16 protein-coding genes and 1 pseudogene are annotated in these 15,384 nt (G+C 68.2%); 7 read left to right on the top strand and 10 right to left on the bottom strand.

Features of this window, described 5'->3' with window-relative positions; translation table 11 throughout:
- Nucleotides 1-6: 6 nt before the first annotated feature.
- Complete coding sequence (locus G333_RS0112265; protein WP_018951080.1) at nt 7-297, bottom strand: acylphosphatase; 291 nt, start codon at nt 295-297, stop codon at nt 7-9.
- 22 nt (nt 298-319) lie between these two features.
- Here G333_RS0112265 and arsC point away from each other — a divergent pair, with 22 nt between their 5' ends.
- Genes arsC through G333_RS0112250 form a run of 3 tightly spaced genes read left to right on the top strand, consistent with a single transcriptional unit; the run spans nt 320 to nt 1,637 of the window.
- On the top strand, nt 320-676 hold the full coding sequence (gene arsC / locus G333_RS0112260) for an arsenate reductase (glutaredoxin) (RefSeq protein ID WP_018143908.1): 357 nt from the start codon (nt 320-322) through the stop codon (nt 674-676).
- Entirely contained in the window at nt 673-1,284 is a 612-nt protein-coding gene (gene wrbA, locus G333_RS0112255; protein ID WP_019628581.1) for an NAD(P)H:quinone oxidoreductase, read from the top strand. The genes arsC and wrbA overlap by 4 nt, the downstream gene beginning before the upstream one ends.
- Nucleotides 1,281-1,637, top strand: coding sequence for a DUF2069 domain-containing protein (locus G333_RS0112250; protein ID WP_018143910.1), 357 nt, complete (start codon nt 1,281-1,283; stop codon nt 1,635-1,637). Before wrbA ends, G333_RS0112250 begins: the two co-directional genes overlap by 4 nt.
- 361 nt (nt 1,638-1,998) lie before the next feature.
- Here the strand turns inward: G333_RS0112250 and hda are convergent, their stop codons facing one another.
- The 4 genes from hda to G333_RS0112230 are packed head-to-tail and all read right to left on the bottom strand — an operon-like array spanning nt 1,999 to nt 5,503.
- Nucleotides 1,999-2,733: a DnaA regulatory inactivator Hda gene (gene hda / locus G333_RS0112245; protein WP_019628580.1), complete on the bottom strand. Its 735-nt coding sequence runs from the start codon at nt 2,731-2,733 to the stop codon at nt 1,999-2,001.
- The gene (locus tag G333_RS0112240) at nt 2,730-3,848 is read right to left on the bottom strand and encodes an AI-2E family transporter (protein WP_018168484.1); all 1,119 of its coding nucleotides are present in this window, start codon (nt 3,846-3,848) and stop codon (nt 2,730-2,732) included. Before G333_RS0112240 ends, hda begins: the two co-directional genes overlap by 4 nt.
- Nucleotides 3,845-4,435: a CDP-alcohol phosphatidyltransferase family protein gene (locus tag G333_RS0112235; RefSeq protein ID WP_019628579.1), complete on the bottom strand. Its 591-nt coding sequence runs from the start codon at nt 4,433-4,435 to the stop codon at nt 3,845-3,847. Before G333_RS0112235 ends, G333_RS0112240 begins: the two co-directional genes overlap by 4 nt.
- Before the next feature lie 36 nt (nt 4,436-4,471).
- Nucleotides 4,472-5,503 (bottom strand): DUF2066 domain-containing protein, encoded by a 1,032-nt coding sequence (locus G333_RS0112230; protein WP_026340962.1) that lies wholly within the window; start codon nt 5,501-5,503, stop codon nt 4,472-4,474.
- A gap of 185 nt (nt 5,504-5,688) precedes the next feature.
- Between G333_RS0112230 and purM the strand changes: the two genes are divergently transcribed.
- From purM to G333_RS0112210, 4 genes are read left to right on the top strand one after another with little or no spacing between them, the layout of a single operon-like run.
- The gene (purM, locus tag G333_RS0112225; RefSeq protein WP_019628577.1) at nt 5,689-6,747 is read left to right on the top strand and encodes a phosphoribosylformylglycinamidine cyclo-ligase; all 1,059 of its coding nucleotides are present in this window, start codon (nt 5,689-5,691) and stop codon (nt 6,745-6,747) included.
- A complete protein-coding gene (purN, locus tag G333_RS0112220) occupies nt 6,744-7,472 on the top strand; it encodes a phosphoribosylglycinamide formyltransferase (RefSeq protein WP_018649763.1) in 729 nt (242 codons plus the stop codon). Before purM ends, purN begins: the two co-directional genes overlap by 4 nt.
- Before the next feature lie 7 nt (nt 7,473-7,479).
- Complete coding sequence (locus G333_RS0112215) at nt 7,480-8,229, top strand: DUF3108 domain-containing protein (protein WP_018938759.1); 750 nt, start codon at nt 7,480-7,482, stop codon at nt 8,227-8,229.
- 5 nt (nt 8,230-8,234) lie between these two features.
- Nucleotides 8,235-9,641 (top strand): NAD(P)/FAD-dependent oxidoreductase, encoded by a 1,407-nt coding sequence (locus tag G333_RS0112210; RefSeq protein ID WP_019628576.1) that lies wholly within the window; start codon nt 8,235-8,237, stop codon nt 9,639-9,641.
- 30 nt (nt 9,642-9,671) lie between these two features.
- Here the strand turns inward: G333_RS0112210 and G333_RS0112205 are convergent, their stop codons facing one another.
- From G333_RS0112205 to G333_RS0112185, 5 genes and pseudogenes are all read right to left on the bottom strand, one after another.
- Nucleotides 9,672-10,661, bottom strand: coding sequence for a diguanylate cyclase (locus G333_RS0112205; RefSeq protein WP_051080810.1), 990 nt, complete (start codon nt 10,659-10,661; stop codon nt 9,672-9,674).
- Nucleotides 10,662-11,324: 663 nt separating this feature from the next.
- Nucleotides 11,325-11,785, bottom strand: a pseudogene (locus tag G333_RS0112200) (hypothetical protein).
- 50 nt (nt 11,786-11,835) lie between these two features.
- A complete protein-coding gene (locus tag G333_RS0112195; RefSeq protein WP_019628574.1) occupies nt 11,836-14,196 on the bottom strand; it encodes a bifunctional diguanylate cyclase/phosphodiesterase in 2,361 nt (786 codons plus the stop codon).
- 67 nt (nt 14,197-14,263) lie between these two features.
- Nucleotides 14,264-14,728 carry a rhodanese-like domain-containing protein gene (locus G333_RS0112190; protein ID WP_018951092.1) on the bottom strand — a complete coding sequence of 155 codons (465 nt, stop codon included), beginning with the start codon at nt 14,726-14,728 and terminating at the stop codon, nt 14,264-14,266.
- A gap of 224 nt (nt 14,729-14,952) precedes the next feature.
- Nucleotides 14,953-15,156, bottom strand: coding sequence for a cold-shock protein (locus tag G333_RS0112185; RefSeq protein WP_018143924.1), 204 nt, complete (start codon nt 15,154-15,156; stop codon nt 14,953-14,955).
- Nucleotides 15,157-15,384: the final 228 nt, after the last annotated feature.

The raw sequence follows: 15,384 nt of genomic DNA, 5'->3' as shown, positions 1-15,384 counted from the left end.
ATCGGGTCAACCGGTGGAGAAGTCTCCCGGCGCCGGGTCGGGCGGCGGCAACTCCTCGGCCTCAACCGCATCGACCCGCGCCATACGCGGGCCGTCCGCCAGCCACTCCTCCAGCGCGTCCAGTGCCTTGCGCGGACCCACGGCCAGCACCTCCACGCTGCCGTCCGGTTGGTTGCGGGCATAACCGGTCAGGCGCAGGCGTTTCGCCTCGTCGCGGGTGGACGCGCGGAAGAACACGCCCTGTACCTGGCCGCTCACACGCCAGCGGCGGGCATGGTTATCATTGGTCTCCGTCATCGTTGTCCTCCGGAGTGGATTCATGTCCGATGCCCCTACGCTGTACCACAACCCGCGCTGCAGCAAGTCGCGTGCGACCCTGGCGCTGCTGCGCGAACAGGGCGTGGAACCGCAGATCGTCGAATACCTGAAGACCCCGCCGGACGCGGCCACCCTGCGCGCGATCGTGGACAAGCTCGGCATTGCGCCACGCGACCTTCTGCGCACCGGCGAGGCGGAGTACCGCGAGCTGGGCCTGAAGGATGCCGAGATGGACGACGAAGCGCTGATCCAGACCATGGTCCAGCATCCGAAACTGATCGAGCGCCCCATCCTCGTCCACGGCGACGACGCCCGTATCGGGCGCCCGCCGGAACAGGTCCTGGAGATCCTGTCGTGAGCGCCGCCCCCGAGATCCTCGTGCTGTACTACAGCCGTTATGGGGCGACGGCAGAACTGGCCCGCCACGTGGCCAGTGGCGTGGAGCGCGCCGGTGCGGTCGTCCGCGTGCGCACCGTACCGCCGGTGAGCACTAACATCACCGGCGACGCCCCGGCGGTCCCCGCCGACGGCCCGCCCTACGCGGAGACCCGCGACCTCGAAGAATGCGCCGGGCTGGTGATGGGGTCGCCCACCCGCTTCGGCAACATGGCCGCGCCGCTGAAACACTTCCTTGATGGCACCAGCGGTCTCTGGGCCAGCGGCGGGCTGGTGGATCGGCCGTTCGGGCTGTTCACCAGCACGGCTACCCAGCACGGCGGGCAGGAGACCACCCTGCTGACCATGGCCATGCCGCTGATCCACCAGGGGATGCTGTGGGTGGGCGTGCCCTACACCGTACCGGAACTGAGCACCACCACGAGCGGCGGCTCGCCCTATGGCGCCAGCCACGTCGCGGGGGGACAGGGCGAACACCCGGTCACGCGCGACGAGCAGCGCATTGCCGGCGCGCTGGGCGAACGCGTCGGCCGCATTGCCCTGCGGCTCCAGGCCGGAGACGACGCATGATCCTCGCGGCCCGCGCGCTGGCGCTGATCGCCTACTTCGGCCTGCTGGGCGTGATCCTGATCTGGACGACCTGGATCGACCCGCCGGAGATCGTTCCGATCGCCGTGGCGCTGGTCGTGCTGGTCCTGCCACTGATGTTCCCGCTGCGCGGCATGCTGCACGGACGCCGCTACACCCACGCCTGGTCCAGCCTGCTGGCGCTGGCCTACATCACCCTCGGTATCACGCTGGCCGCCGCGGCGGACGCCCGGCTCTACGGTGTGCTGATGACCACCGCCAGCCTCGCCTGGTTCGCCGGCTGCCTGCTCTACGTCAAGCTGGACGCCCGCCGCGCCCGCCAGATGGCTTCCTGACTTTTCCATCCACCACGAAGCGCACGAAGAAGGGCAAGGGCGATTCACAGGCGGAAGGGAAGGGTAGAAAAACGAAACTATTGGTTGGAGCCGATCGCCCGGAACGGCGTCGCGGTGTGCAGTGCCCCGCGCCCATGCCCGTCATCCCGGACACCGCTCAGCGGTGATCCGGGATCTCCCCACGGTGGTTCTCGTGCGCTGGAGATCCCGGCTCTGCGCTGCGCTCCGGCCGGGATGACGGACAACGGAGGCGGCACAGCCCTGAAGGTCCTTGCGCCCGCGGCGCCCCATCCGGAACCGCCTTATTTCCTGTGAACCGCCCTTGTCCTTCTTCGTGCCTTCGTGCGCTTCGGGGTGACGATCAGAAACGCGCGAGCTGGTCGCGGACGAAGGGGATGGTCAGGCGCCGCTGCTCGGCCAGGGCGGCGAGATCCAGGCGGTCCAGCAGCTCCAGTAGCGCCACCAGGTCGCGGCGGTAGTGGCGCAGCAGGTATTCGGCCACCGCCTCCGGCAGCTCCAGCCCGCGCAGCACCGCGCGCTGGGCGAGGATGCGTTTGAGATCCTCCTCCTCCGGCGCCTGCATGCGGAACACCGGCCCCCAGGCGAGGCGCGAGGTCAGATCCGGCAGGCGACTGCCCAGCCCGTCCGGCGCGTGCGCGGCCGCCAGCAGCACCCGGCAGCCGCCATCGCGAAGTCGATTCAGCAGCCCGAACAGGGCCTCGTCCCAGTCGCCCTGCCCGACCACCGCGCCGAGATCGTCCAGCGCAACCAGGCGGGCGCGCTCCAGCCCATCCAGCACCGCCAGCGGCGGCGCGGTCACCAGTTCGGCCAGCGGCAGATAGGCCACGGGCTCGCCGCGTTCGTGGCCCTGGTGGCAGGCGGCCTGCAGCAGATGGGTCTTGCCCAGGCCCGCCGGGCCGTGCAACAGAATCTGTGGCTCGGTCATCCCGGTCCCGATCGAGAGGGCCTCCACCGCGTCCCGCGCGAGGCGGTTGCCGCCCGGATAGAAGCTGGCAAAGCGCGAGGCGTCGCGCAGGCGCAAATCCAGCGGGAGCTGGCGCTGCGGCGCAGCATTGCCCCCCTGCCCCGTCGTCATGAGCCTCCGCCCCCTGTATCCGCATCCGCGGGCGCATCCCCGGCATTCAGCCGCCGGTAGTGCGCCAGGGTATGGCGCACCCCCACGGCCAGGACCGCCGCCACCGGCAACGCCAGCAGCACGCCGAAGAACCCGAACAGCTGGCCGCCCGCCAGCACGGCAAAGATCACCGCGACCGGGTGCAGCCCGGTACGGTCCCCCACCAGCCAGGGCGTCAGGACCATGGACTCCAGCACCTGGGCAATGGCGAAGATCACCAGCACGATCAGCAGCAGGCTCCAGCCGTCGCCCTGCACCAGCGCCGCGGCGGTGGCCAGCAACACGCCAACGATCACGCCGACGTAGGGAATGAAGCTCACCAGCCCCGCGATCAGGCCGATCGCCAGCCCCATCTCCACGCCCACCACGGTCAAGGTCACGGCGTAGAACAGGCCAAGCGCCAGCATCACCAGCAACTGCCCGCGCAGGAAGGCCCCCAGGGTCTCGTCCGACTCCGCGGCGAAGGTCAGCACCGCCGGGCGCCAGGCCTGCGGCAGTAGATCCCGCAGGCCGTCCAGCAGCCGCGGCCAGTCGCGCAGCAGGTAGAAGCTCACCACCGGGATCAACACCACGTTGAGCACCCCCAGCACCAGCGCGCCGGTCGAGCTGCCGATCCATTGCAGCACGCCCCCGGCCAGCCCGCCGGCCTCGCGCCAGTGGTCGGCCACCAGCCCCTGCAGCGCGCTGGCATCCAGCGGCGGCAGGGAATCCCCGGCCAGATCCTCCAGCCGCGGGCGCACCTGATCGTCGAACCAGCCGAGGATTTGCGGCATCGCCAGCGTAAGCCGCTCGAACTGGGCGATCGCCAGCGGGATCAGGATCAGGATCAGCGCCGCCAACCCCAGCATCACCAGCAAGAAGATCACCACGGTCGCCAGGGTGCGCGAGCGCCCCGTGCGCGCAACCAGCCGGGTCACCAGCGGGTTGAACAGGTAGCCGATGAGCAGGGCTGCGACGAAGGGCGTGAGGATGGGCGCCAGCAGGTACAGCGCTCCGCCAAGGACCAGCAGCCCAACCAGGGCAGCCAGCGGGGCGGCCGAAAGCGGCCAGACATGGTCGCGGGTATCCGGATTCATGGCGCCCTCCCCGAGGTCCCTGCCGGATTCGTGTGTCCGTGCAGGTGACGCCAGGCATAAAACCCCCATTGCACGGTGTAGGCCAGCCCGCTGGCCACGGTGGTGAAGGCCACGACGATCACCAGCAGTTGCACCCAGATCGGATCCAGCGCCAGCAGACCGACCTTCACGATGGCGACCAGCACCAGCGTGATCTGCAAAAAGGTGTTCACCTTGCTGATCAGCAGCGGCCGGATGGCCAGCGGGCCCACGAACACCCGGTACAGCGCGGAGCCCACGGTCAGCCAGACATCCCGCCCGACTACCAGCACCAGCAGCCACAACGGCAGTAGCCCGGACAGCGTCACCGCGACGTAGACCCCCAGCATCAGCAGCTTGTCCGCTGCCGGGTCCAGCCAGGCCCCGAGCCGCGTGTGCCAGCCGTAGCGCCGCACCAGCCAGCCATCCAGGGCATCACTCAGCCCGGCGATCGTCAGCAGCACCACCGCCACCACGTAGTACTCCAGCGCCAGCATCCACACGATCGGCGGAATCAGCGCAATCCGGCCAATGGTGACGGCGTTGGGGATCTGGTGGCGAGGGAACATTCGATGAAAGTGGGCGCGAACCGAGGCCGGCGCGGATTAGCGCCGGTCCAGCCAGGCATCGGCACCGGCGGCGTCCTCGGGCGTCTCGGCCCGCGCGAAGCCGGAGCCACGCAGCAGATCGATCAGATCGTCCTGCTCGAGTCCAGTACGGACCTGCAGCACCACGCTATCGCCGGCCAGGGAATCCAGACGCGCGGCCTCCACCGCCTGCAACCGCGTCAGCTCGGCGCGCAGGCGCTCGAAGGCCCCATAGCCCTGAACCCCGGCAAAGCCCAGACGCAGCCATTCCGGCTCGGCCGCCACCCGCGCCAGGCGTTCGGCCACCTGATCCAGCCCTCGCGCCACCGCGTCGTGCGCCGCAGTACCGGGATTCTCCCCGCTCGCCGCGCTGCGATATTCGCGGCCATCGTGCACGGCAATCGCCCGCGCCTCCGCCCCGCTCGTGGTCTCGCGCACATGCAGCAGCACGACGCCATCGGCGTCGTAGCGACGCGCCGCCTCCACCAGAGGTTCGGTCACGCCGCCGACGATGTCGGATGGCTGGGCCGCGCGGCGGTCCTGAAGGTCGCCCAAAGGGAACAACAGCGGCATGTCACGCGCCGCGGCCAGATCCCCCAGCGCGGAGAGAATGCCCGGACCGTCCACGGCATCCCCGAGCAGGTCGCGCTGCCCGCCCCGCTCATGGACGGCCCAGACCAGCAGCCCCGGACGCTCCCCGAGCACGGATGGCACCCCGGCATCGCGCAGCGCGGTGCGCAGACGGAAGCGGTCGAACTCCAGGCGGTAGGAATCGTCCTCGACCTGCTGCCGGCGCTCCAGGGCCGCGATCCAGCCCGCGTCGTCACGCGCGTCCAGCAACGCCTCGACCAGTTCCAGTACCGGCTCCGAGCGCAGCCCGGCCAGACGCACCAGCGCCTGTTCCAGGCCCTGCTCCAGGGCCGCGGACTCGTCCTCGGCCGTGACCGTCACCACCACCGGGCCATCGACCGCGGCCGCCGGGGCCAGCACGAGGAGGAAAAGACCCAGCAGCATAGCCAGGCGCGAATGCGTTCGGGGGTGCAGTGACATGGTTGCGTTCAATTGTTCGACAAGCGCCACAAAATACCACAGGCCACCGCGCCGAAGTCCCTGAGGAAAGCGGCCCAATGCGGCCCGGGCCGGACCGTCTTCTTTGCACGCCCGCACCCGGCTCGCTACCATGCCGGGTTCTGCGAGACCGCCACGGCGCGCGGTCGTCAAACATCGGGGAACCCATGTCCGAATCCCGTTCAGGCCTGACCTACCGCGAGGCCGGTGTCGACATCGAGGCCGGCGCCGAGCTGGTGGAACGCATCAAGCCGCATGCGGCGCGCACCCGGCGTCCCGGCGTCATGGCCGGACTGGGGGGCTTCGGCGCCCTGTTCGAGCTGCCGATGGATCGCTACAAGCAGCCGGTTCTGGTCTCCGGCACCGACGGCGTCGGCACCAAGCTGCGCCTGGCCCAGGAGACCGGTCGTCACGACAGCATCGGCATCGATCTGGTCGCGATGTGCGTGAACGACATCGTGGTCCAGGGCGCCGAGCCGCTGTTCTTCCTCGACTACTACGCCACCGGCCACCTGGACGTGGACATCGCCGCCGACGTGGTCACTGGCATCGCCGAGGGCTGCGAACAGGCCGGTTGTGCGCTGATCGGCGGCGAAACGGCCGAGATGCCCGGGATGTACCAGGGCGAGGACTACGACGTGGCCGGCTTCGCGGTCGGGATCGCCGAGAAGGCCGCCCTGATCGACGGCAGCCGGGTCACCGCGGGCGATGTGGTCCTGGGCCTGGAGGCCAGCGGGCCCCACTCCAACGGCTATTCCCTGATCCGCCGCGTGCTGGAACACTCCGGCGCCAGCCTGGATGCCCCATTGCCGGGCGCCGACGGGGTCACCCTCGGCGAGGCACTGATGGCCCCCACCCGGATCTACGTACGCCCGCTGCTGGAGCTGCTGCAGCAGTTCCCGGTGCACGCGATGGCGCATATCACCGGCGGTGGTCTGACCGAGAATATTCCGCGCGTGCTGCCGGATACCCTGGGGGCGCGCATCGACCCGGACAGCTGGGCGCGCCCGCCGGTGTTCCAGTGGCTGCAGCAGGCCGGCGACATTGCCGACGAGGAGATGCTGCGCACCTTCAACTGCGGCATCGGCATGACCGTGATCCTCCCCGAGGACCGGGTCGAGGCCGCCAGCTCGCAGCTGGCCCGAGCCGGCATCCGCAGCTGGCCGATCGGCGTGATCCAGGAACGCGACGACTACCAGCCAAGCGTCTCCTACGCCGCCGCATGAGCGTCCCCGCCGGGCAATCGGCCGCGACCCCGAAGCGCCTGGTGGTGCTGATCTCCGGGCGTGGCAGCAACCTCGGCGCACTGATCGAGGCCTGCGAGCAGGACCGCATCCCGGCGCAGGTCGTCGGCGTCATCAGCAACCGCCCGGATGCCGCCGGGCTGGGCTTTGCCGAACAGCATCACATCCCGCACCGGGTACTGAACCACCGCGACTACCCCTCGCGCGAGGCCTTTGACGCCGACCTGGCCACCGCCATCGAGGACTATGCCCCCGACCTGGTCATCCTGGCCGGCTTCATGCGCATCCTGACCCCCGGTTTTGTGGACCGCTTCACCGGCCGGATGCTGAACATTCACCCGTCGCTGCTGCCGAAGTATCGCGGTCTGGATACCCATGCCCGCGCCCTGGCCGATGGCGAGCCCGAACACGGCGCCAGCGTGCACTTTGTCACCCCGGAGCTGGACGGCGGCCCGGTCATCATGCAGGCCCGCGTGCCGGTCGACCCCAACGACACGCCCGACACCCTGGCCGCCCGCGTGCAACGGGCCGAGCACCGGCTGTACCCCGAGGCCGTGCGCCGGGTGTGTTCAGGTGAAATTCAGTGGTCCGGGCGGATCCTGCAGGCCGACGGCTCGCCGCTTGAGGCGCCGCTGCAACTCGACGAGGACACCCACGATGTTTCAGGCCCTGACGCCCGGAGCCGCCCACCGCACCCGGTCGGCTAGAACCCCCATGTTCCGACTCGCAATCACCCTGCTGCTGGCCCTGCTGGCCGCCCCCGCGGCCGCGGAGCGTGACCTGAGCCCGATCCCGCCGTACACCGCCAGTTACGAGGCCAACGCCATGGGCAACACGCTCAAGGCGCGCATCACGCTCAATCACGAAGACGTGCAGACCCGCATGGCGATGGACGCCCATGTCTCCGGTTTCCTGCGCATCCTCGGGCGTTTCGAGCTGAGCCGCGAGGCCCTGATGAACAGCCGAAGCGGCGATTTGCAGCTGGTGCAATCGCGCAGCCAGCAGATCACCCCGCGCCGCGAACGCAAGGTCGAGACCCGCTTCGACTGGGAGACCAACCGCGCGATCGGCACCATCAACGGCGAACGCTTCGATCTCGAGGTGCCGCCGCAGACCCTGGACTTCCTCGGCTCGCTGTATCTGATGATGCAACGCCTGGAGAGTGGGGCCCTGTCCAGCGAAGGCGACCGCGAAACCATCCAGGCCCTGGAACGCGACCGCCTGCGCGAATACCGCTTCGAGTACGCCGGGCGCGAGACCATGGACTCCCCGATCGGCCGGGTCGAGACCATCCGCATCGATCGCCGCACGGACGACAGCGATGTCGCCCTGTCCGCCTGGTTCGCCCGCGAGCTGCGCCATGTGCCGGTGCGCTTCGACTACGAGGCCGACGGCCGCGTGTTCGAGCTGAACCTCACGCAGCTGGAATGGCACGACCCGATCATTGATCTGACCGACGAGTAACCACCATGAGCGAAACCTTTGACCTGGCCATCATCGGCAGTGGCCCCGGGGGCTATCGTGCCGCCGTCCTGGGCGCCCTGCGCGGACTGAACGTCGTCATCATCGAGAAGGCCGACTGGGGCGGCTGCTGCCTCAACCGCGGCTGCGTGCCCAAGAAGGACTGGTACCACACCGCACGCACCGTTGCCGCCCAGCGCCACTTCGCCGGCCGCGGCATCAGCGGCAGTCTCAGCGCCGACATGGGCAAGGCCTGGGACCACCAGAAGGACGTGGTCACCGAGGTGCGCAACTCCTACCTGGGCTACATGAAACACCTGAAGATCCAGTACCGCCACGGAGCCGCGAGCTTCCGCGACGCCGAGACCCTGGAGGTCGTGACCGACGATGGCACCGAGACCGTGCAGGCCCGGCACACCATCATCGCCACCGGTGCCACCGCCAGCGTGCCCGCGCCCTTCGAGGCAGCGCCCGGTCGCGTCCTCACCACCGACATGCTGTTCGACGACAAGCCACCGGCCGGCCAGCGCGTCGCCATCATCGGCTCCGGCGTGGTCGCCACCGAGTTCGCCTGGATCTTTCACCACCTCGGCAAGGACGTGACCTGGCTGAGCCGCTCGAAGCCGCTGTCCGGCCAGAAATTCAGCCCGCAGGCGCTTGGCACGCTGAAGGAACGCCTGGCCGAGGACGGCGTCGAGCCGGTCCGGGTGAAGGGCTACGAGAAGGTCGAGATGTCCGACGACGGCGTCACCATCACCGACACTGAAGGCAACACCTTCGAGGTCGACTGGGTCCTGCTCGGCACTGGCCGCACCCCGCACACCGAGGGCCTGAACCTGGATGCGATCGGGGTGAAGACCGACCGCCGCGGCTTCGTGAAGCGCCGCCCCACCCTGCAGACCGACGTCGACAACATCTACGTCATCGGCGATGTCGCCAGCGAGTGGCAGACCGCCAACCACGCCCTGGCCGACGCGACCATCGCGGTCGAGAACATCCAGAACGGCAACACCCGCGAACAGGACGAACGCTTCGTCCCGATCGCGATCTACTCCGCCGTCGAGATGGCGCGTCTGGGCATGGACGAGGACGACGCCGAGGACGAGGAACTGGAACCGGCGGTCGGCTTTGCCGCCTTCGAGACCTCCCCACGCGCCCTGGGCCAGGACGAGCCGGAGGGCTTCGTGCGCCTGATCGGCGACATGGACACCGGGGCCCTGCTGGGCGGCGAGGTGATCGGCGCCGACGCTGGCGAACTGATCCACATCCTGTCGCTGGCGCCCGACCGCGACACCGCCCTGGCCTGGATCGCCAAGGGCCAGTGGAACCACCCGACCCGCGCCGAGGAATTCCTCAACGCCACCGAGACTCTCGCCTCCAAATGGAACCTCAAGTCCGAGATCTTCGGTCTCTGACCTGGCCTGAAGCCACCCTGTAGTCCTGGGCTAGCGTTCAGCCCGGGTACGCTTGGCGGCCAGGAGCTCGGTATCCGCACGCTGGACGAGGTGCTCGAGATGGGTGTCGTCGGCGAGAAAGCCAGCCGCGCCGACACTGATGGAGATGTCTGCCTGTTCCTGCACCCGCGCCTGCAGGCGCTCGGCCATCCGCCGGGCGTCTGCCAGGCGGGTGTCCGGGAGCAGGACGACGAATTCGTCCCCGCCATAGCGTCCGAGCAGGTCCGCGTCGCGCAGGGTTGCCTGCGCGGTGGCGGTGACCCGCTTCAGCATGGCGTCGCCGGCCGCGTGTCCCACTTCATCGTTGATCCGCTTGAAGCCGTCGAGATCGAACATCAACAGCGATAGGGGACTGCCGTGGCGGCGGGCGCGCTCCATCTCGCTCTCGGCCCGTGCCTGAAAGTGCCGGCGATTGCCAACCCCGGTGAGGGGGTCGCAGGACGCGAGTTTTTCCAGCCGCCGATTGGCCTCCTCGAACTCGCGGTTGGCCTGGTTCAGGGCCTGCGTGCGCTCCTCGACCACGGCCTCCAGGTTGTGGCTGTAGCGCTCCAGATCCTCACGCGCCAGGCGCAACTCGGTGACATCCTGGGAGATTCCGAACAAGTGCGTGATCGCACCCTGCGTGTCATGCACGGGCAACAGCAGGGTGAGCCAGCGCCCTTCCTTTTCGACGCCATCGCCATCGCGAAAGGCCGCATGTTCCTCGTAGCGCAGGGGCGCATCCTGGCGCAGGCAGTCGCGGTAATGTGCGACCACCTGCTCTGCGACCGGCCACGGCAGGATGTCGTGCAGGCGCCGGCCGGTACAATCCTGCGCGAACAGCTGTTGCATCTTCGCGTTGGATGCCTCGACCACGAAATCCGGGCCTTCGACCCGAATCAGGAACATGTTCTCCGGAAAATGCTGCCAGATCTCCGCGAGCACGCTGGTCTGCGCCAACTCGTGCAGAAATCCTTCCCTCGCCGTTCTATCGTCCGTCATCGAATACCCTTCTGGTACGCCGGGGACACGCGGCCCCACATCCGCGGTCGCCCTCGAATCGATCTGTCGTGCTGACAAGGCGTGGTGAGCTCAGTGTAGCCGAGCTTTCGTCGCGAACCGCAACGCCGTCAGTGGGAACATTGGCCGAAGCCTGGCATTCAATGACTTGCGGGTTCCTGATTAGCAACGAGGGTCAGCCAGTGGCGGGGCTCATTCGGGGACGTGCATGGCCCGCCTCGGCCACTTTGATCCAGGCCTTCCCGGGAATATCACCCTCCCGGGCTCCGTTACCCCTGGCCGGTCATCCCGGGCGGAGCGCACCCTGATTGTGATCCCGGCCGTGGCGCCCCCTCCCCGTCATCCCGGCCGTAGCGAAGCGGAGAGCCGGGATCTCCACACGCCAATCCAGCCCCAACGCGCGGACACCCCATACCGTGGAGATCCCGGATAACCGCTGCGCGGTTTCCGGGATGACGATGCAGGGGGCGGCTGGACACCCGGGCCCGCACGACCCTTGAGCCTGGCTGACGCTCGTTGCTAATCAGGTGCGGGTTTGATGTCCTGGGTTCCTCGACCCGGAGTGACGTACCACGGGTGGCAACGGGCCGGTAGGACCGCGTCCACCCTGCGCACAACATGGAGCGCCGACGCGGGCATGGCCCACTAGCGCATGTACCCGTAGCCTTCCTGCTGTTGCAGGCGGATGATTTCGGCATCGGCCATCGGGACGACGCTCGCGAAGCCGTGGAAGTCCTCCGGGACGTAGCCGCGACGAGCGGCGCCGGCCTGGCAGATGCGATATTCGATCACGCCATTCAGGGTCAGCCCGCGGGCACGCGTCATCAGCTGCTCGTGCGCGGCGAAATGCTCGCGTGCGAACAGGTCCAGCGCTCCGCCATGGACCACCAGGACGATGTGGCTGTCGAAGGGGTCGTCCTCGACCATCCGGCTCAGGTAGGCCGCGTGGTCGAGCACGTTCTGCAGGGCCTCCGGTGTCCCGGCGGTCACGTCGTACACGGCCTGCAGACCCTGGTAATCCTGTTCCACCGGCGCAGCCGCGCGCCCCAGGGGGCTGGAGTCTCCCCTGCCTGAGCCATGACGACGGGCCCGGTCGCGGCCCCCATCATCCATCCGGCGAGCAGGAGTGCCCGCCACCCGCGCTGGGTGCTTTCTGTCATTCCGTCGGTCCTCTCGGTTCGCGGTCCGCCTGGTTCGCTCGCCCGGGCCCATCGGCCACCAGGGCCTCGAAATCGGCGACCGGCATGGCGTGGTGATACAGGTAGCCCTGAAAGCGCTGGCAGCCATGGCGCACGAGGAAATCACGCTGGGCCTCGTTCTCCACACCTTCGGCAATCAGGCTCAGGCCCATGTTGTGGGCGATGGCCGCGATCGTCGCCACGATGTTGGCGTCGTCCGCGTCGTGCTCGATGTCCTGGACGAAGGAACGGTCGATCTTGAGCACATCCAGCGGGAGACGCTTGAGATAGCCAAGCGAGGAATACCCGGTCCCGAAGTCGTCCAGCGCCAGTGCCACCCCGCGCGCCCGCAGGGCCTCCAGATTGGCAATCAGCTGCGGCGAGGCATCCGCCATCACACTCTCGGTCACCTCGATGTGCAGCCGCTGGGCAGCGGCCCCGGTCTCCTCCAGGATGCCCGTTACCTCGTCCATCAGGCGCGCCTGGCGCAAGTGATGCGGCGACAGGTTGACCGAGATCGGCAGATCCTCCAGCCCTGGCCGGCCCTGCCAGGCACGCAATGTCTGGCAGGCCTGGAGCAGCGCCAGGCGGCCGATCTCGAGGATCTGCCCGGTGTGCTCCGCCACCGGGATGAACTCGCCCGGGGAGATCCACGTTCCGTCCGGCTGCGGCCAGCGCATCAATGCCTCGGCACCCAGGATCCGTCCCTCCGGGTCCACCTGGGGTTGCAGGTGGATCACCAGTTCCTCGCGCCCCAGCGCCTGGCGCAGGTTGCGCTCCAGCTCCGCCTCGCGCAGCAGGGTCCGCTGCATCGCCGGGTCGTAAAACCGCACCGCGTTACGGCCCTGGTGCTTGGCCTGGTACATGGCGAAATCGGCCTGCTTGAGCAACTCCTCCGGCGTATCGTAGCCACGCGGCAACAGGGTGATCCCGATGCTGCCGGACATCACATGCTCGATGTCATCAATCCGGACCGGTTCGCGCATCGCCTTCAGCAGCTCGCCGGCGATGCGCTGGGCGTCGACCCCCGCCTGTGAACGATCGGGGCTCAGCTCCTCCAGCAGGGCCACGAACTCGTCGCCGCCCAGGCGTGCCACGATGTCCTGGTCGCGCAGTCGCGCGGTGAAGCGCTGGGCCAGGGCCTGCAGCAGGCGATCTCCGGCGGAATGGCCGCAGGTGTCGTTCAGGGTCTTGAAGTTGTCCAGGTCGATCAGCAGCAATGCGGCATGCCGACGGGTCCGGTTGACCGTATGGATGGCGTGTTCCAGGTGTTCCAGCAACAGTCGCCGGTTGGGCAGGTCGGTCAGCGCATCGCGAAACGCCAGGCGGGCGTTCTCCTCTTCGACCTCCAGGATGCGGCCGAGGCGCTGCGCCATGGTCTGCGTCACCTGCTGCAAGCGGGCGATCTCGGTCACCCGGGAGTCAACGCGCAGATCCGTGTGGAATTCTCCATGGCCGATCCGGTCGAGGGTCTTCATGGCCTGCTGCATCGGCCGCAGGGTGCGACCCAGCCACAGGTACAACCCGCCCGCGATCAGCACGAGCACCAGGAAGGCAGCCGCATAGGTCAGCGCATTGATGAGGTTCTGGGTGGCGACCGATTCGGTCAGGTCACGCGACAGGACCACGTTGGCGGTCGGACGCTCGGCCGCGTATGGCGTTAGGGGCAAATAGACCACCTGCGAATGCCGACCATCCAGTTCCACGCGCCCGGCGGCTGCCTGCTCCTGCAGTCGCCCACTCAGCGAAAGGGACATCGAGAATGGCGCGGTGAGGGCCAGTGGCCCGCGACCATCCAGCAGCGCGGCACGACCACCGATCGCCTCCGCCATGGACTCGAGCGCCGAGGTCGACAGATCGCGCAGTTGCACGACACTGCCGATGGGATTCCCGCCACGATAGACCGGGATGGCCAGACCGGCATAGATTCGCTCGCCGGGCACATGATGCAGCCCCTCGTGGAAGCGCCCGTCCGCCAGCGCCGCCTCCGCCAGCGGCACGCGCTCGCCACGGTTGCCGTCGGAGTCATAACGCACCGTGCCCTGCGCATCGAGGACCACGATCCGGTCCGCGATCCCGCCGGAGCGCAGGCGGTTGTACAGCGGGTCCGCGTAGGTGCTGATGCCCGCGTCGGCACGCATGGCGCCAATCAGCGCCTCGTTGCGTGTCACCGCGGTCGCCTCGGCGCGCATGCGCTGCCACTCGTTCGCCAGGGTCTGGCGCCAGGCGGCCGACTGGCCCTCCACGCCCAGCCGGTCGAGGCGCTGCTCCGCCTGATTGACCGCAAGGTGCGTGCCCATCGCAAGGGTCCCGGCAAGCACGAGGAGCCCGGCGAACATGACTGCGGTCAGGACCGTCTGGAGCCGTATACCCTTGCCGGAATGTGCGTCTGCGGCGCCCACGCGGCTATTCGAAGGGATAGCCGGAGCGGATCCACTCGGGAAAGCCGCCGGGAAAGTAGTAGAGATTGGTGAAGCCCCATCCGAGGGCGCGGCGCGTGGCCGCCTCGGTCCGCCAGCAGTCCCGTTCGTTGCAGTACATCACCACCGGGGCGTCCAGCTCGCCAATGAACTCCAGCAGGTTCTCCCGGGTAAAACGATTCCGCTCGTCATCGGGGTCGCGCATGATGGTCAGGTTGCGGGCCTCTGGCACTCGCCCCGCCTCGAAATCCGCGCGCAGCCGCGTGTCCACGAAGGGCACGCCCGCGCGGAACAGCGCCCAGGCCTCGGAGGCCTCGATGGTCTGGGTACCCGGGATCGCTGCAGGCGCGCGATAGGGGCCCTGGGCCGCAGCCACATTCCCCACGACCAGCGCCAGCAGCACCCCGAACACCGCGATCCAGCGAGGCCATGCGCGGCCGGCGCGGCGCATCCGGACGCGGGTTTGACGATATCCAGCGATCATGCGGGAACCGTAGCACGTTGCCCGGTCTGCGCCACACAAAAAAGGTCTTCCCTGTACACGTTCTATCGTGGTTCTGCCTCGCCAAGTCCATGCGACGACGCCCGTCCCGACTTGCAGCCAGAATCGCGCACAAAAAAAGCCCCGCACTAGGCGGGGCTCTCTCAACCTGGCGCTTGCGCGCCGGGGTTGTCTTACTGAGCTTCGACGTTCGCGGCGGCCGGGCCCTTCTGGCCCTGCTCGACGTCAAACGAGACGCTCTGGCCTTCTGCCAGCGACTTGAAGCCGCTACCCTGGATGGCGCTGTGATGGACGAAAACGTCCTTGGAGCCATCAGACGGGGTAATAAAGCCAAAGCCTTTTTCGTCGCTAAACCACTTCACTGTACCTGTAGCCATTTCGGTTACCTCTGCTTGTTCATAATAGATTGGGTTTTCGAGGGGAGGAGAGACTGGAGGGCAACCGAACGACGATGGAACTTGATCGTGATTCTACGCGGCCCCAAACCAACCGGGACCGGAACTGCGAATCTTAACGCCCCTTTCGGGGTGTCGCCTGGTGCTGCATGGAGCCTGTTACCGTTACCTCGCAGCCATTGTCCTCCCAAACCGCTCTCGATTGAAAGT

The sequence above is a fragment of the Thioalkalivibrio sp. AKL10 genome, from assembly GCF_000381845.1.
GTDB classification, from domain to species: Bacteria; Pseudomonadota; Gammaproteobacteria; order Ectothiorhodospirales; family Ectothiorhodospiraceae; genus Thioalkalivibrio; species Thioalkalivibrio versutus.
Note: the sequence above shows the minus strand (reverse complement) of the source record. Positions and strands in the feature narration are given on the sequence as shown.